This is a genomic window from uncultured Clostridium sp., assembly GCF_910588715.1.
In the GTDB taxonomy this organism is placed as follows: Bacteria; Bacillota; Clostridia; order Clostridiales; family Clostridiaceae; genus Clostridium.
In genome coordinates this window covers 34,726-52,451 of record NZ_CAJURG010000011.1, presented here as the reverse complement: position 1 = coordinate 52,451, position 17,726 = coordinate 34,726, and the positions used below count along the sequence as shown (strand labels likewise).

Below are 17,726 nucleotides of genomic sequence, written 5' to 3'. Positions count from 1 at the left end.
CAACCTGCTGATTACAAGTCAGCTGCTCTGCCATTGAGCCAATGAAGCGTAGTTTAATTTAATTTTATTAAGTAAGTTATCAATGGTGGGGGAGGACGGATTCGAACCATCGAAGCGAATCGCAACAGATTTACAGTCTGCCCCCTTTGGCCACTCGGGAACTCCCCCATTTGGAGCTTCATGTCGGAGTCGAACCAACAACCTGCTGATTACAAGTCAGCTGCTCTGCCATTGAGCCAATGAAGCGTAGTTTAATTTAATTTTATTAAGTAAGTTATCAATGGTGGGGGAGGACGGATTCGAACCATCGAAGCGAATCGCAACAGATTTACAGTCTGCCCCCTTTGGCCACTCGGGAACTCCCCCATATCTCTTATTAATAACTTTACTGCCGTTCGCTAAGTTGTTACCGAACTGACAAGGATTAGTATATAATTAATTCTTATTTAAATCAACACCCATTTTAAGCCTTTTATGACCTTTATCATTAATTATCTATATATTTCTTATATTTTCTCTATTTTAATACATTTTTCACTTTATATTAGAAAATAATCAACATACTAAAATCAATTAACTAAATACACTAATAACTTTTAGTAACATATATAGTCTTATTCAAATATATTATAATTGCAAAATATTTTAATATTATTCCCATAAGAAATTATATTATAAAATTTCCAATCATATATTTTATATATGATATTCTTACATCCATTATCATGATAGGGGTGAATTAATTGATAAAACGAAAATTTAACTATAAGTCAAATTTAGCATACTATGAAATTGCTGAATTCATGAGAAAATATATTAACTCTAATACTATAGTAGTTTGTATTGGCACTGATAAATGTGTTGGCGATTGCTTAGGACCACTAGTTGGAACTTTTCTTGAGGAACATAATTTTCCGTTACCTGTATATGGTACTCTAAAAGACCCCATTCATGCACTAAATTTAGATAAAAAACTAATAGAAATAAACAAATTGCATCCAAATGCCTGCATAATAGGTATAGATGCATGTTTAGGTGCTGCAACATCAATAGGAGAAATTCATACTCGTGATTATCCTATACACCCTGGAAAGGGTGTAGGAAAATCCCTTCCTGACGTTGGATCAGCATCAATAATTGGTATAATTGATTCTAGTGATACAGCTGAATTTTTCACCTCTAGAAGTATAAGGCTTCATTTAGTATTTGAAATGGCAAAGGTTATTTCTCATGGGCTTATTCACTCATATTATCTAAGTAACATAATTAATAAGTAAAGCTAGAAGCATAAACTTCTAGCTTTACTTATTAATAAAAATATTAAAATAACTAATTTATTAATTCTATCTCTCTACCTGAAATATTGTTGTCCAATTTATCTATATAATTTAAAACTTCACCAGTTCCCATTACAACAGCTTCAACTGAATTTTCAGCTACTCTAACCTTTATACCAGTATTTTCTTCAATAAGCCTGTCTAATCCATCGATTAACGAACCACCACCAGTCATTAATATTCCTCTTTCTATTATATCTGACGATAACTCTGGTGGAGTTTTTTCTAATACTGATTTTACCGTTTCAACTATTAAAGATACTGGTTCCATCAATGCACTTCTTAATTCCTCAGTAGAAATCATTACTTCATCTGGTAAACCAGTTATTAAATTTCTTCCCTTCATTGTAGTTGTTATATTTCTAGAATCCTTAAATACCGAACCTATTGTTACTTTTAAATCCTCTGATGTTTTTTCCCCAATTAAAATTTTATGCTTATTTCTAACAAACTTAGTGATGGCCTCATCAAATTTATCACCAGCTATTTTAATTGACTCTCTTAAAACTACTCCACCTAAGGAAATTACAGCTATATCAGTTGTTCCACCACCAATATCAACTATCATATGTCCATCTGGCTTAGTTATATCTAATCCAGCACCAATTGCTGCTGCTAATGGTTCCTCTATAAGATGAACTTTCTTAGCTCCAGAATTCATTGTAGCATCTACAACAGCTCTCTTTTCCACTTCTGTTGCCTGTGATGGTACACAAACCATTACCTTTGATGATTTAACTCGTCCTTTTCCACATGCTTTCTTTATAAAAGCTTTAAGCATTTTTTCTGTTATATCATAGTCTGAAATTACACCATCCCTTAATGGACGAACTGCAACTATGTTCCCCGGCGTTCTACCAATCATTTTTCTAGCTTCTTCACCAACTGCTAGAACTTTATTATTATTTTTATCAATTGCTACAACTGATGGTTCTTTTAATAAAATTCCCTTACCTTTAACATATACAAGTACAGTTGCTGTTCCTAGGTCTATTCCTAAATCACTACCTCTTCTCCAAAACCACATTTAATTCACTCCTAGATATATAATAATTTCAAAATAATTGCTTTTTCTACAAATTTATTCCTAATACAATTATATATGTAATGAATTTATCATTCAATGGTTTTATATTTCATTTTCTTTATATTTCATTTTTGTAGCTTCTCCACCTCTTATATGTCTTTCTGATTTATTTAGTTCTAATATTAAATGTGTTTGTTCTGCTATAGATGGATTAATCTTAGGTAGTCTTTCAGTCATATCCTTATGAATAGTACTTTTACTTACACCAAATACTTTGGCTGTTTTTCTTATTGTAGCTTTTGAATCAATTATATATTGTGCAACCTCTAAAACTCTTTCTTCAATATAATCCTTCAAAATTCTCCCTCCTTAACTTCTATTTATTATTTACTTAATACAAAAAAACATTCATAAAATTTACATAAAAATAAGTACTAAATATTTTTTAAGTATCAACCATAAAAATGGTTGATACTTAAAACAATTACTTAAAGTTAAAATATGAACTAGGATTAACATCATTTCCATTTGCATCTTGTACTTGAACATTTAATACATCACCGCAAACTTTTGATGTAAATATACCTGAAGTATTACCAACTGTACCTATTTCAGTTCCAGCATTAACAACATCTTCAACAGCAACCTTAACTTCTTCACTTAAGTTTGTATATTTTGTTTTTAATCCATTTGCATGTGCGATAACAACATAAGTACCATCAGTAGTGTTACTTGATACTTCTTCAACCTTTCCCTCAGCTGCTGCTTTAACTACAGTACCAACTGAAGCATTAATATCAATACCTCTTCTTGATGTATCTTCACTTCTATTTTCATCTGAGTAAGTTCTAATCATTTTTCCAAATTCTCTTGAAATAGCAATATTTCCATCTATAGGTAATGATAAAACTACTTCTGTATCTGTTCCTGCTGAAACATCTGCAGTTTCTTCTTCTGTAACTTCTGTAGTTTGATTTTCAGCAACTTCTGTACCTTGATTTTCATTATTTGCTACTTCATCATCTACATTTGCAACTTCTGGTTCAGATAAATTTTCCTCATTATTATTGGCTAATTCATCATTATTTTCTACTCTTTCAGCATTTTGCTTATTAAAGTTAGAATCTGTTTTTGAAGAAATGTTATCCTCTGCCTCATTTAAAGATAATTCATTGTTTACCTTATTTTGCTCCTTAGAAATTGAATTCTTTCTAACTGTAAACGCTGCTACAGTTGCTACTAAGCATAGGCAAACAAATAATACTACGTAAAAGCCCTCCCTTCTAAAAAAGTCCTTTACTTTATTTTTTTTGTTTTGGTCCATTTCAACACCTCCTGTCTTGTATTCTTGCCCGTAAAAGTAAATTAATTCACTTGAATATTAAATTTTATACGTCAAATTTATACAAAAAAAAACAAAAAGAGACTCTTTTGAAAGATTCTCTTCTTGTTTTTAACATTTTTTATTAATCTATTTATTAAATTTCAAACTTCCTATATTTGTCCCAGTATAATAATGCTTTAATATTTCATCATATAACTTACCACTTTTAGCCATAATATTTGCACCAAATTTACTCATTCCTACTCCATCTCCATATCCCGTGCACTCAAATACAATAGTATTTTCATTTATTGAGTATGTAAAATTAGTTGAATTTAATCCTGCCATAACTTTAAAATCAATACCACTTATTTCATCATTACCAATAGATATTTTAATAACTCCTCCAGTTTTACTTCTATTAATTATTTTTAATTTAGAACTTAAATTAGATTTATTTATTCCTGACTTAGGATACTTAGAATTTATTGCTAAAACTAAATCACTTAAAGTCATTTCTTTTTTAGTTTTATACTTAGGGGATTCCTCTTCACCTAAGCTTTCAACTGATATAAGATACGGTATATTTCCTAATGACATATCAACTGCTGATTCAGTAGCACCAGAGCTTATATCAAAAAACATCGGACTCATAACTAGTTCATCTTTATAAGTTAAAACCATTCCTTTCGTAGCATCTACCGCTGATTTTATCTTGTTCCAATATTTTTCTCCATTTTCTTCTCCCCACTTATTAATTAACTCTTCTTTAGATGAATATATTTGACAATGACTTGAATCACATATATCACCTTCATTAGCAATAAGACACTTTTTTATTTTTTTACTAGCTAAATATGTTCTACTAACTATAGCCTGTGCTTTTAATGCTTCTTCTTCAAAGCTTACCTGCATTTCATTAGCAATTACACCACATATATACTCTTCTAAATCTATTTCATCTATTTTATTCTGTAATGTTCTATAAACTTTTACATTCTCAGTTCCATCAACATATATCTCCTTAACAACATTATTAGAAGCTACAGCTTCTGTTTCTTCAGTTTTTTCATCAATAATATCTTCTTTTTTAGCTCCTTCATTAATATTTTCCTTATCTTTATCCTCAGTAGTTTCATTAGATTGCTTCTCTATATTTTCATTAACCTTTATATCCTTATTGTTTTTTAAATTAAATTTTATCCCTATAGACATAATTGGAATAATTATCATAAATAAAATTATTAATATAGTTGTATAAAATAATAGTTTTATTTCTTTTATACTGCCGTAACTTTTTCTCTTCATAATTCCTCCTATAAATAGGTTACATCTATATATATGTTTTAATCTGTAAAACAATACCTCTTATTTACAGCAGTTAATTTAACCAAAGTTTAATTATAAAAAATTTAGGAGCCAAAAATGGCTCCTAAGTATTATTTATAAGTTCTATAGATTTCTGCTCCTAACTTTCTGAATTTATCTTCTATATTAGTATAACCCCTATCTATATGATAGACTTCTCCTATTTCTGTTTCTCCACTAGCAACTAATCCAGCTAAAATCATTGCTGCTCCTGCTCTTAAATCAGTAGCCTTTACTTGGCATCCAGTAAGATTTTCTACACCATCAATAATTGCAATTCTTCCATCAATTTTAATATTTGCGCCCATCCTACCAAGTTCTCCAACATGCATAAACCTATTTTCAAATACAGTTTCAGTTATTACGCTTGCTCCTTTAGTAACTGATAATAATGCCATCATTTGAGCTTGCATATCTGTTGGAAATCCTGGATAAGGCATTGTTTTTATATCTACTGGTTTTTTCTCTCCAGTTCCGTCTACTATCATCTTTTCTCCATTAATCTTACAATGTACACCACATTCCTTTAGCTTTTCAATAGTTGGCATCAAATGTTCTTCATTAACTCCATTAATAGTTATTTTACTGTTTGTTATTCCTGCTGCAACCATAAATGTTCCAGCTTCAATTCTATCAAAAATAGGTGTAAATGGTTCTGGTTGTTTTAATTCTGATACACCATGTATAGTTATTCTTCCATATCCTGCTCCTTCAATTTTAGCACCCATACTATTTAAAAATCTTGCTAAATCCCATATTTCTGGTTCTTCAGCAGCATTTTCTATAATTGTAACTCCTGGTGCAAAAACAGAAGTCATCATAATATTTTCAGTAGCACCTACAGAAGGGAAATCTAAATATATTCTACTTCCATGTAAATCTTTTATTTTAGCCTCAACATATCCATATCCTATTTCTGAATCTATCCCTAATGACTTAAACCCTTTTAAATGAAGGTCCACTGGTCTACTTCCTATATTACATCCTCCAGGCATTGATATTTTACATCTTCCAAATCTAGCTAACATTGGTCCAATTACTAAAAATGATGCTCTCATCTTACGTATTAATTCATTATTTGCTTCTATTTCCTTTAAATTTAAAGTATTTATTTTTAAATCGCCTGTTATTGGTGAAAACTTAACTTCACAATTTAATTCTCTTAATAAATTTATCAAAACTGTTACATCTTCTAACATAGGTACTTTTCTTAAAATTATCTCTGTTGGATTTAAAATAGTTGCAACAATTATAGGTAATACTGAGTTCTTTGCAACACTTATATCAACTTCACCATGAAGCTTCCTTCCACCTCTAACTATAATTTTTTCCATATTATCCTCCATATTTATTTTTAGTATGTTACGAAAATTATCGGAGTTCCTATAATTAAATACGATCCAGAATCGTAAGTAATTTGTCCAATGTTTATATCTGTTCCATCCATCATTGACGCTTTAGCTACAACGCCATTATTTATATCTAAACTTTCACTAACTTTTATTTTTAATTTATTTTCTAAATCCTTAAATGCTTCCTTTCCTTCTATATCTAGCTTACCCTTTATAAATGAAAAATACCTCTCATCTATAAAATTAATATTTCTAATTTCTTTAGCTAATGACTTTAAATAATCTTCAGTTAATGTTTTGTTATTATTTATAACTACTACTTCAACTTTTGTTAATTCATTATAATTATAAATATTAACCTCATAGTTAATATTATTATTTTCTGAATGGATATAATTTTCTCCCCTTTTTATTTGAAAATTACCATTTCCTTTAAAAACATTAAAAATTCTTTCTAATTCACTATTTATATCGTCTTTTATTGTATATTCTAGCTTTATTCCATTATTTATAAATTCATACTCATTTAATATATATCTTTCAACTTCATTAAATAAACTACTTTTACCTACGCACTCATATTCTTTTCCATTAATAATTAATAGAGAAAAGATTAAAAGAAATACAAAAAATAACTTTCCCTTCTTCATATTGTAATCCCCGTCCTTTCCTCTAAAATTATTGTCCAAACTATATATTTTTATACAATAGAACTATAAATTTAGTGTTAGATTTATCATAAGTTAAATTCATAATATAATATATTATAAAACTGCTATAATAGTGCATTTTCCTCTTAAAATTTTATGATCCTCTACTATATTCGCCTATATATAACATTATATTTTTAACTTTATAAAAAAATAAGGAAGTCACTTATTTGTGACTTCCTTATTTTAACTCTAATCTAGCTTTAGCTCTTGCTTCTGCCTTCTTAGCCCTTTCTATATCTATATTACTTTCTTTGCTATTTAATCTTCCTTGAGCTCTCTTAAGAGATTCCTTAGCACGATTTTTATCAATCTCTTCTGGAAAATTAAAAGAATCACAGCAAAAGTTAATTATATTATCCTTAATATAAACAATTCCTGATGATGTAAATAAATTTTTCTTATTTCCATCAATAGTAGTATACGTGGATACTGTTGGTATAGTTGCTATTATAGTTGGGGCGTAATTTGCTAAAACTTCTATTTTACCATCAGGTTCAGTTGTTGATAAACTAACTACTTCTTCCGTTAATACTTCACGCCCTGGAGATACGATATTAAGTTTTATTAATTTTCCCATAAACACATCTCCTATTTCATACTATTTGCTTTTTCTATAACTTCTTCAATTGTACCTGCAAATAAGAATGCTGACTCAGGTAAGTGATCGTATTTCCCTTGTAATATTTCTTTAAATCCTCTTACTGTTTCCTTTACAGGAACATATCTTCCTTGCATTCCTGTAAATTGTTCAGCAACTGTAAATGGTTGAGATAAGAATCTTTGAATTCTTCTTGCTCTAGCTACTACAGCCTTATCTTCATCAGATAATTCATCAACACCTAAAATTGCAATAATATCTTGCAGTTCTGTATATCTTTCAAGTATATTTTTCACTTCTGTTGCTACTTCGTAATGCTCTTTTCCAACTATTCTTGGATCAAGAATTCTAGAAGAAGATTCTAATGGATCAACCGCTGGATATATCCCTAATGCTGAAATTGATCTAGATAATACAGTAGTAGCATCTAAGTGTGTAAATGTAGTTGCTGGTGCTGGGTCTGTTAAGTCATCAGCAGGAACATAAACTGCTTGAACTGATGTTATAGATCCATTTTTTGTTGAAGTAATTCTTTCTTGAAGTGCTCCCATTTCAGTTGCAAGTGTTGGTTGATATCCAACTGCTGATGGTATTCTTCCTAATAATGCAGATACTTCTGAACCAGCTTGAGTAAATCTAAATATATTATCTATAAATAATAATACATCTTGACCTTGATCTCTAAAGTATTCAGCCATAGTTAATCCAGTTAATGAAACTCTCATTCTAGCACCTGGTGATTCATTCATTTGTCCAAATACTAATGCAGTTTTATTGATAACTCCAGAATCAATCATTTCATGATAAAGATCATTACCTTCTCTTGATCTTTCTCCCACCCCTGTGAATACAGAAAGTCCACCATGCTCTTTTGCAATATTATTAATTAATTCTTGGATTAAAACTGTTTTTCCTACCCCAGCTCCTCCAAACAGACCTATCTTACCACCTTTTTGATACGGTGCAATTAAGTCTATAACCTTAATTCCTGTTTCAAACATTTCTGGCTCTAAAGACTGCTCCTTAAAGCTTGGTGCTGGTCTATGTATAGGATATGATTCCTCTGACTCTATAGCACCTTTATTATCTATAGGAGCTCCTAATACATTAAATAATCTTCCTAATACATTTTTACCTACTGGTACTGATATTGGCTTTCCTGTATCTAAAGCCTTCATACCTCTTTTTAATCCATCTGTAGATTCCATTGCTATTGCTCTAACAATATCATCTCCAACGTGTTGCTCAACTTCTACAACTAATTCTCTATCACCCATATCAATTTTAATTTCATTGTATATGTTTGGTAGAGAAGCTTCATCAAATTTTATATCAACTACAGGTCCAATTACTTGAACTACTTTTCCAATTTTACTTTCAGCCATACTTCTTCCTCCTTGCTACTTTTGAGCTTCGGCTCCCCCAACAATTTCTGAAATTTCTTGTGTTATAATTCCTTGCCTAATTCTATTGAACTTAATATGAAGATTTTGTAATATATCATTTGCATTTTCAGTAGCTCCATCCATAGCTGTCATTCTAGCACTATGTTCACTTGCTTTTGCACTAATCATACAAGTTTTAAGTTGACTTTTTAAATACATATCTATTGCATTTTTAAATACAGACTCTTCATTTGGCTCAATTATATATTGCCCTGCTTGACCAGACTTCTTTTCTATTGGTAATATCTTAACGCTTTTTACTTCTTGCTTAACTGGAGAAATAAACTCTGTATATACTATATTTACTTCAGAAACTTCTCCCTTTTCATATAAATATATAGCATCATTATATATCTTATTAACATCTTTAGTAGCAGGCATATCTGGTAAATCTACATATTCAGAATATGTACTTATTCCATATCTAGAAGTATATGAAATTCCCTTACCTCCTACAATAATAACTTTTGCCCCGCCACTTTTTTCTACTAAATTATTTAAATATATAGCTACATTATTATTATATCCTGCACATAACCCAGTGTCTGAAGTCAATGCAATATATAGTTTATCTCCATTAAAGTTTTTATAATAAATTGAATCAAAATCTTCTGGCATACTAGAGACAACTTCCTTAATAACTTCTTTACACAAATTATTATATTGCTCATTAGCTACAAGCTCTTTTCTTGCCTTCCTGAGTTTAGAAGTGGCAACAAGCCCCATAGCCTTAGTTATTTTTCTAGTACTTTCAACTGACTTTATTCTTCTTTTTATATCTATAAGTCCCGCTGCGCCCACTGCTTTACCTCCTAAAGAATTGCATAGCTATATAAAGCTATGCATCTTTTAAAAATTCTTTTTTAAATTCAATTATAGATTTTTCGATACCATCTTTTAGTTCATTAGTTAATTGTTTATCAACAACTATTTGTTTTAATATATCTCTATGATGAGTATCCATATATTCTAAGAATTCATCTTCAAATCTTCTAATATCTTTAACCTTTATGTCTGATAAAAAGTCATTTACAGTTGCATATAATATAACTATTTGCTTTTCAACATCCATAGGTTTATATTGATCTTGTTTTAATATTTCTGTTATTCTCTTTCCTTTTTCAAGTCTTCTCTTAGAATCTGAATCTAAGTCAGAACCAAATTGAGAGAATGCTGCAAGTTCTGTATATTGAGCAAGCTCTAATCTTAATGTACCTGAAACTTGCTTCATTGCTTTAATTTGAGCATTACCACCAACTCTTGATACTGAAATACCTGCATTTACTGCTGGTCTTTGTCCTGAGTTAAATAAATCAGTTTCTAAGAATATTTGCCCGTCAGTAATTGATATTACGTTAGTTGGAATGTATGCTGTTACGTCTCCAGCTAAAGTTTCTATAATAGGAAGTGCTGTTAATGAACCTCCACCATTTTCTTTAGATAGCTTTGCAGCTCTTTCTAAAAGTCTTGAATGAATATAGAATACATCTCCTGGATACGCTTCTCTTCCCGGTGGTCTTCTAAGTAATAATGACATTGTTCTATATGCTACTGCATGTTTAGATAAATCATCATATATTATAAGAACATCTTTCCCCTTATGCATGAAGTATTCACCCATACTACATCCTGCATATGGTGCTAAATATTGAAGTGGAGCACTTTCTGATGCTGTTCCAGCAATAACTATTGAATAATCTAATGCACCCATTTCTTCTAATGTGTTAACTATATGTGCAACTGTTGATTGCTTTTGACCAATAGCTACATAAACACATATAACATCTTTACCTTTTTGATTTAATATAGTATCTATTGCTATAGCAGTTTTACCTGTTTGTCTATCACCTATAATAAGTTCTCTTTGACCTTTTCCAATTGGAACCATTGAATCTATTGCCTTAATACCTGTTTGTAATGGTTCATTAACTGAAGATCTATCAATTATACTTGGTGCTGGTACCTCTATAGGTCTAGTACCTGAATAATTTATAGGTCCCTTTCCATCAATTTCTTCACCTAAAGAGTTTACAACTCTTCCCAAAAGACCTTCACCTACAGGAACTTCAACTATTCTATTAGTTCTTTTAACTATATCGCCTTCTTTTATTCCTTCTTCAGAACCTAATAAAACACATCCAACATTATCTTGCTCTAAATTTAAAGCCATTCCAAATACATTGTTTGGGAACTCTAAAAGCTCACCTTGCATACAATCATCTAATCCATATACTCTAGCAATACCATCACCAATTTGAATTATTGTTCCTGAGTCTGCTGTTTGAATTTGATTTTCATATCTTTGTATTTCTTTTTTAATGATAGATGTTATTTCTTCTGGTTTTATATTCATGCAATCACCTCTATTCCGTAGCAAGCATTAGCTTTTCTAAGTTATCTAATCTTGTTTTTACAGTTCCATCTATGACGTCATTTCCTATTCTTACATAAATTCCGCCTAGAATTTCTGGATCAATTTCTTTTTTTAATATAATTTCTTTATTATACTTTCTCTCAAGCTTCTCTACTAAAGAATTATATTCATTTTCTTCTAATGGTACTGTAGTTTTTACTATTCCCTGTAATACATTTAATTTGTCTAAATGTATCTTTTCCATTTCTTTTAATTTTTCTTTTAAGAATAAAATTCTATCCTTTTCTATTAATATTAATAAAAATGATAAAAGTTCCTCATCTATTTTACCCTTAAATATGTTAATAAAAGTTCTTTTCTTTTGCTTTGTACCTATTTGTGGATGCTTTATTACCTCAAAGAAATCTTTATTATTTTCAATCAATTCGCAGATTTCTCTTAAATCTCCAAGGTACTCATCAACTTTTTCTTTTTGTTCTGCCACTTCATATAGTGCCAGCGCATATCTTCGGTCTAAGTACTCATACATATTTAATTACCTACCTCAGAAATAAATTCATCAATTAATTGTCTATTTTTTTCTTCATCAATATTTTTTTCTATTACTTTTCTAGAAAGATCTAAAGCTAAATCTATAGCTTCTTTCTTTAAAGCATATTCTGCTTTTTCTTTTTCTCTTTCTATTTCTATTTTTGCTCTTTCTACAATTAAGTTTGCTTCAGATTTTGCTTCTCCAACAATTTCATCATATACTTTTTCAGCCTTTTTCTTATGTCTTTCTGTAATAGCTTTACCTTCTTCTCTAGCTCTTTGTAGTTCTCTTTCATTATTTATAGCTAAAGTTCTTGCTTTTTCAAATTCTTCATCTGCACTATCTAACTTTTGAGATATTTCATTTTCTCTAGCCTCAACTACTAATTTAACTTTTTCAAAGAAGAAATATTTTAATCCAAAGAATAAAATTAAAAAATTTACTACTGTGGCTAATATAACACCTAGATTAAATTCCATTACTTATTCTACCCCCTTCTGGAGTTATTAAAATATTAAGCTACTCCAACAAATATTAATAAGATTGATACTAGTAATCCATAAATAGCAGTTGCTTCAGCAAACGCAGAACCTATAACTAAAGTTGTAGTAATTTTCCCTGTTGCTTCTGGATTTCTTGCAACACCTTCAACTGCTTTCCCTGTAGCGTTTCCTATACCAATACCTGCTCCTAAACCAACTAATACTGCAATACCTGCTCCTAATGCTCTCATTCCTATTTCATTCATTTTTAAATTCCTCCTCTAATTATGTTCAGATACTATTTTAATATTTATCATTGTTAACATTACAAAAATTACTGCCTGAATACCACCATCAAATATATCAAAATATAAATGTAATGGAATTGGTACAACAAGTTGTGCAAACCATGCTACTTTTTCTAAACTTTCGTAAACAAGTTCAATTATAAAAGTAGCTGCTAACATATTACCAAAAAGTCTTAGTGACAATGATATTGGAAGCATTACTCTTTCCAATATAGTGATAGGTAATATAAAAGATACTGGTTCTAAATATCCTTTGAAATATCCTTTAACACCATTCTTCTTAATTGCGTATCCTTGTACAACTACAAATGATATTAAAGCTAAGGTTAATGTAACACTAAAGTTTTTTGTTGGAGGTGATATTCCTATTAGTCCTGTAAAGTTCATTACTAAAACAAATATCCCTAGAGCCCCTACAAAAGGAACTATACTTATAAAACTTTCTCCAACATTGCTTACTACAGCATTATTTAGCATATCATAAATCCATTCAACAATAGTTTGCTTTTTAGTTGGCCTTACTTTCATATTTCGTGTAGACCACCATGCTACTGCTAAAATTAATAAAACAATTATTAGCTGTACTATTGCTTCTGGCTTTATATCAATTGCTATTTTGCCTAAGTAAAAAGAAAATATAGCTTTTGATGACTCCATCTATTCACTTCCCTTCTGTATTTTTATAGTAGTTATTACTAGTATTATATAATGTATAAAAAATCCTATTAGATAAGCTAATAAATAGCTTGTCTTATTAGAAAAAACTACCGCTATAGCAACTATGCTTACTATTCTTATTAAATAACTCATAGGAAATAAAATTGATTTACTCTTTTTAGCTTCATTTAAAAATTTATTAGTAACTATAGCTGACACAATAAAGTTTATCATTGAAACTATTGCTCCAACTAATAGTATTGCTCCAATTTTAGATTGGTGTAATAATAATAGTATTAAAAATAAAACAACCCCACCTATTAAATCATTTCTTGCTACAGTTTTGACTATTATACTTAAATCTTTAGTCATTTTCGTCTCCTAGTAAATAACTTATTTGGGACATAGTGATTTTACGTTATTCCTATATAAAAACTAACTATATTTCTAGTGCAATATTATTTATTGCATAAAATAGCTCTTATCTAGGAATACTATTTAATTTACAAGTGTTTCCTAATCCCTGTGACAAAGAGGATTATATACCTACTTGAAAATTAATAAAAACCCCATTTTTAGTTATTTTTTTAAATTTAACCTCAAAATCGCTGATTATTTTATATTATTCCGTAAATACTTACCTAAAAGCTTGTTTTTGCAAATTTATTTTTTTTTGTGCAAGCACCTTTTCTTACTTGCATTTATATAAATTTTCTTAATATTTAAACTTTTTATTAATTTTATTTTGATAACGTTTCATAATTTTATTATGTTATTTTTATTTAAATATATTATTACTTTTTAGATTTTTTAATCTTTTTTTATCATTTTGAAACTATTACCATATTATATTAAAGAAATTTTTTAATGATTTTGAATAATTGAAATCTGATTTATTCATAATTTTTTTAAAAATTTACTATTGTTTATTTGTATAATTATCATCAAATTTACCTATAACCTATTAAATTAAAAAAGGAGTCTTTAAAAAACTCCTTTTTTCTATAACCTTCACTGTTTATTAATTAAATAAAAACTAAATTCTTTCAACTACAAGTGCAGTTCCCATTCCTCCACCTATGCATAAAGTAGCTAATCCCTTTTTAGCATCTCTCTTTTCCATTTCATGAAGTAATGTAACTAATATTCTCGCTCCTGATGCCCCTACTGGATGTCCAAGTGCAATTGCACCACCATTTACATTAACTTTATCCATATCAAAATTTAAATCTTTAGCTACTGCTAAACTTTGAGCCGCAAAGGCTTCATTTGCTTCAATTAAATCCATATCCTCAACAGTTAAGCCTGCAACTTCTAATGCTTTCTTAGTTGCATGGAATGGACCATACCCCATAATAGAAGGTTCCAATCCCTTACTTCCATAAGAAACTATTTTAGCCATTGGTTTTAATCCTAATTCATTAGCCTTTTCAGCACTCATAACTACAAATGCGGCAGCACCATCATTAATTCCTGATGCATTTGCAGCAGTTACAGTTCCTCCCTTAATAAATGATGGTTTTAACTTAGACATTTTTTCTATAGTAGAGCCGAATCTTGGGAACTCATCTTGTTCAAATATTTTTGGTTCACCTTTTCTTTGCGGAATAATTACTGGAACTATTTCATCCACAAATCTACCTGCCTTAATTGCCTTTTCTGCTTTTAATTGTGAGTTTAATGCAAATTCATCTTGCATTTCTCTTGTCAATTTCCATTCTTTTGCTATATTTTCAGCTGTAACACCCATATGATAATCATTAAATGCATCCCATAAAGCATCTTTAATCATTGTGTCCATCATTTTTCCGTCGCCCATTCTTTGACCCCATCTAGCTCCTGGCATAGCATATGGTGCTGCTGACATATTTTCCATTCCACCAGCAACCACTACATCACAATCACCAGCTTTAATCATTTGAGCTGCTAATGCAACACATCTTAAACCTGACCCACACACTTTATTTATTGTCATTGCTGGAACTTCTACTGGAAGTCCTGCCTTTATAGCAGCTTGTCTAGCAACATTTTGACCTTGAGCTGCTTGAATAACATTTCCCATAACTACTTCTTCTACTAATTCAGGCTTAATCTTAGCTCTATTTACTGCTTCCTTAATTACTATTGACCCTAGTTCTGCAGCAGGAACATCCTTTAATGATCCTCCAAATGAACCAATTGCAGTTCTTACTGCACTAACAATTACTACTTCTCTCATAATCTCTCCTCCCATTACTATACCCACAAAATAATAATGATGTTAACTATTTAAATTATTAAACAATTAACATCATTATTATACCATTTGACTTTTTCCAATTTCAACCAATTATCATATATTTTTAAAGTTATTATATATTAAACATCATTAACGTCAAATGATAATTCTATTTTTTCATGTGTTGCTTTTAATTGAGATAATTTAACTCCTGCACACTTAAACATAAGCTTTGAAGCTCTTACAGAATCTGTATTTGCGTATTTATCACTTAAATATATAACTTCACTTATTCCTGATTGTATTATTGCTTTAGCACATTCATTACAAGGAAAAAGTGCTACATATATTCTACATCCTGATAAGTCTTTTCCCTTAGCATTTAAAATTGCATTTAGTTCTCCATGAACTACAAACGGATACTTAGTATTTAAAGCTTCTCCTTCCTTATCCCATGGAAATTCATCATCTGAACATCCCTTTGGTAATCCATTATATCCTATACTTTCGATTATATTATTTTTATTTACTATACAAGCTCCAACTTGTGTACTTGGATCCTTACTTCTTTTTCCTGATAATAGTGCTACAGACATAAAATAATCATCCCAAGATAAATATCCTTCTCTTTTTCCCATAATATTTATTATACTACTCACAATATATTAAAATTAACGAGTAGTCCTCCCTTCTTTTATTATATAATACAATTTAATATTTAATTTATTATTTACATAAACTCTAATATTATTTAATAAAAAATAAATAAAAAGCGAAGGCAATGCCCTCGCTTTTTATTACTTAGTTCCAAAAAGTCTATCTCCAGCATCACCAAGACCTGGTACAATATATCCCTTTTCATTTAATTTTTCATCAATTGCTGCTACATATATATCAACATCTTGATGTTGATATTGAACTAATTCAATTCCTTCTGGAGAAGAAATTAAACACATTAATCTTATTTTCTTAGCTCCTCTTTGCTTTAATAAAGTTATAGCATCAGCTGCAGATCCACCTGTAGCTAACATTGGATCAACTACAATTACATCTCTTTCTGCTATATCTTGTGGAAGCTTACAGAAATATTCTACTGGTTGAAGAGTTTCTTCATCTCTATATAATCCTATATGTCCAACTTTTGCAGCTGGGATTAAATTTAATATTCCATCTACCATTCCAAGCCCAGCTCTTAGTATTGGAACTATAGCCATTTTCTTACCAGCTAACATTTGACATTTAGTTTTGCATATTGGAGTTTCTACTTCAACTTCTTCTGTTTCTAAATCTCTAGTTACTTCATAAGCCATTAACATAGATACTTCTTCTACTAATTCTCTAAAATATTTTGACCCTGTATCCTTACTTCTTATGTATGCTAATTTATGTGATATTAAAGGGTGTTTCATTTCTGTTACTTTGCTCATTTAATTAAGCCTCCTATGTATATATAATTTATTATTTAGAATATTTTTTTTCAATTTCAGTAATTTTATTAATTCTTTTTGTATGTCTATCGCCTTCAAATTCAGCACCTAAAAATGCCTTAACTATATCTATTGCTAAACCTTTTCCAACAATTCTTTCCCCCATAGTTAATATATTAGCATCATTATGTTCTCTTGTAGCATGTGCACTAAAAGTGTCTGAACAAAGTGCCGCTCTTATACCTGGAACTTTATTTGCTGCAATTCCTATCCCTATTCCTGTGCCACAAATTAATATACCAAAATCAAATTCCTTAGCTACTACAGCCTCAGCAACTGGTAATGATATATCAGCATAATCACATGATTCTTCAGTATAAGTTCCAAAATCTTTAAACTCTATATTTTGAGATTTTAAATATTTAGCAACTTCATCTTTTAAATTTAAACCACCATGGTCACAACCTAATGCAATTTTCATAAAAAAAACCAACCTTTCTATTATATTTAAAATAGAATATCCATATTCTATTTTTATAAAAAAAGAGAATAGGTTCCCCCATC

20 protein-coding genes and 3 tRNA genes are annotated in these 17,726 nt (G+C 29.8%); 1 reads left to right on the top strand and 22 read right to left on the bottom strand.

All coding sequences use genetic code 11. The features are described from left to right. Positions 1–83: 83 nt before the first annotated feature. The 3 genes from QZ321_RS11355 to QZ321_RS11345 all read right to left on the bottom strand — a co-directional run bounded on the left by QZ321_RS11355 (position 84) and on the right by QZ321_RS11345 (position 366). Positions 84–168 (bottom strand) — tRNA-Tyr (locus QZ321_RS11355). Between the two features lie 3 nt (positions 169–171). Next, positions 172–246: transfer RNA gene (locus QZ321_RS11350), tRNA-Thr, on the bottom strand. A gap of 35 nt (positions 247–281) precedes the next feature. Next, a tRNA-Tyr gene (locus QZ321_RS11345) sits at positions 282–366 on the bottom strand. Between the two features lie 377 nt (positions 367–743). Between QZ321_RS11345 and yyaC the strand changes: the two genes are divergently transcribed. After that, positions 744–1,277 carry a spore protease YyaC gene (yyaC, locus tag QZ321_RS11340; RefSeq protein ID WP_291743656.1) on the top strand — a complete coding sequence of 178 codons (534 nt, stop codon included), beginning with the start codon at positions 744–746 and terminating at the stop codon, positions 1,275–1,277. A 52-nt stretch (positions 1,278–1,329) separates the two neighbouring features. On the opposite strand, the gene mreB is transcribed toward yyaC, so the two are convergent. From mreB to rpiB, 19 genes are all read right to left on the bottom strand, one after another. Beyond that, positions 1,330–2,364 (bottom strand): rod shape-determining protein MreB, encoded by a 1,035-nt coding sequence (gene mreB, locus QZ321_RS11335; protein ID WP_291743654.1) that lies wholly within the window; start codon positions 2,362–2,364, stop codon positions 1,330–1,332. Between the two features lie 102 nt (positions 2,365–2,466). Next, on the bottom strand, positions 2,467–2,721 hold the full coding sequence (spoIIID, locus tag QZ321_RS11330; RefSeq protein WP_291743652.1) for a sporulation transcriptional regulator SpoIIID: 255 nt from the start codon (positions 2,719–2,721) through the stop codon (positions 2,467–2,469). A gap of 127 nt (positions 2,722–2,848) precedes the next feature. Next, positions 2,849–3,688 (bottom strand): M23 family metallopeptidase, encoded by an 840-nt coding sequence (locus tag QZ321_RS11325; protein ID WP_294196856.1) that lies wholly within the window; start codon positions 3,686–3,688, stop codon positions 2,849–2,851. A gap of 147 nt (positions 3,689–3,835) precedes the next feature. Beyond that, positions 3,836–4,996, bottom strand: a complete 1,161-nt coding sequence (gene spoIID / locus QZ321_RS11320; protein ID WP_291748134.1) for a stage II sporulation protein D — start codon at positions 4,994–4,996, stop codon at positions 3,836–3,838. A gap of 131 nt (positions 4,997–5,127) precedes the next feature. Continuing rightward, complete coding sequence (murA, locus tag QZ321_RS11315) at positions 5,128–6,390, bottom strand: UDP-N-acetylglucosamine 1-carboxyvinyltransferase (RefSeq protein WP_291744304.1); 1,263 nt, start codon at positions 6,388–6,390, stop codon at positions 5,128–5,130. A 20-nt stretch (positions 6,391–6,410) separates the two neighbouring features. Then, positions 6,411–7,058: a hypothetical protein gene (locus QZ321_RS11310; RefSeq protein ID WP_291748137.1), complete on the bottom strand. Its 648-nt coding sequence runs from the start codon at positions 7,056–7,058 to the stop codon at positions 6,411–6,413. Between the two features lie 241 nt (positions 7,059–7,299). After that, a complete protein-coding gene (gene atpC, locus QZ321_RS11305) occupies positions 7,300–7,698 on the bottom strand; it encodes an ATP synthase F1 subunit epsilon (protein ID WP_291748141.1) in 399 nt (132 codons plus the stop codon). 11 nt (positions 7,699–7,709) lie between these two features. Next, positions 7,710–9,104 (bottom strand): F0F1 ATP synthase subunit beta, encoded by a 1,395-nt coding sequence (gene atpD / locus QZ321_RS11300; RefSeq protein WP_291748143.1) that lies wholly within the window; start codon positions 9,102–9,104, stop codon positions 7,710–7,712. Positions 9,105–9,119: 15 nt separating this feature from the next. Further along, on the bottom strand, positions 9,120–9,965 hold the full coding sequence (gene atpG / locus QZ321_RS11295; protein ID WP_291748148.1) for an ATP synthase F1 subunit gamma: 846 nt from the start codon (positions 9,963–9,965) through the stop codon (positions 9,120–9,122). Between the two features lie 37 nt (positions 9,966–10,002). After that, positions 10,003–11,517, bottom strand: a complete 1,515-nt coding sequence (gene atpA / locus QZ321_RS11290; protein ID WP_291748150.1) for a F0F1 ATP synthase subunit alpha — start codon at positions 11,515–11,517, stop codon at positions 10,003–10,005. Positions 11,518–11,527: 10 nt separating this feature from the next. Further along, on the bottom strand, positions 11,528–12,067 hold the full coding sequence (locus QZ321_RS11285; RefSeq protein ID WP_291740150.1) for a F0F1 ATP synthase subunit delta: 540 nt from the start codon (positions 12,065–12,067) through the stop codon (positions 11,528–11,530). A 2-nt stretch (positions 12,068–12,069) separates the two neighbouring features. Beyond that, positions 12,070–12,549, bottom strand: a complete 480-nt coding sequence (locus QZ321_RS11280; protein ID WP_291748152.1) for a F0F1 ATP synthase subunit B — start codon at positions 12,547–12,549, stop codon at positions 12,070–12,072. 35 nt (positions 12,550–12,584) lie between these two features. After that, a complete protein-coding gene (gene atpE / locus QZ321_RS11275) occupies positions 12,585–12,818 on the bottom strand; it encodes an ATP synthase F0 subunit C (protein WP_042399498.1) in 234 nt (77 codons plus the stop codon). Positions 12,819–12,833: 15 nt separating this feature from the next. After that, positions 12,834–13,517, bottom strand: a complete 684-nt coding sequence (locus QZ321_RS11270) for a F0F1 ATP synthase subunit A (protein ID WP_291748155.1) — start codon at positions 13,515–13,517, stop codon at positions 12,834–12,836. Then, positions 13,518–13,889 carry an ATP synthase subunit I gene (locus tag QZ321_RS11265; RefSeq protein WP_291748158.1) on the bottom strand — a complete coding sequence of 124 codons (372 nt, stop codon included), beginning with the start codon at positions 13,887–13,889 and terminating at the stop codon, positions 13,518–13,520. Between the two features lie 664 nt (positions 13,890–14,553). Continuing rightward, positions 14,554–15,735 carry an acetyl-CoA C-acetyltransferase gene (locus QZ321_RS11260; protein ID WP_291748162.1) on the bottom strand — a complete coding sequence of 394 codons (1,182 nt, stop codon included), beginning with the start codon at positions 15,733–15,735 and terminating at the stop codon, positions 14,554–14,556. Between the two features lie 140 nt (positions 15,736–15,875). Further along, on the bottom strand, positions 15,876–16,373 hold the full coding sequence (locus QZ321_RS11255) for a dCMP deaminase family protein (RefSeq protein WP_291748165.1): 498 nt from the start codon (positions 16,371–16,373) through the stop codon (positions 15,876–15,878). A gap of 159 nt (positions 16,374–16,532) precedes the next feature. After that, on the bottom strand, positions 16,533–17,162 hold the full coding sequence (upp, locus tag QZ321_RS11250; protein WP_291748169.1) for a uracil phosphoribosyltransferase: 630 nt from the start codon (positions 17,160–17,162) through the stop codon (positions 16,533–16,535). Positions 17,163–17,193: 31 nt separating this feature from the next. After that, on the bottom strand, positions 17,194–17,643 hold the full coding sequence (gene rpiB, locus QZ321_RS11245; RefSeq protein ID WP_291748172.1) for a ribose 5-phosphate isomerase B: 450 nt from the start codon (positions 17,641–17,643) through the stop codon (positions 17,194–17,196). Between the last annotated feature and the right edge of the window lie 83 nt (positions 17,644–17,726).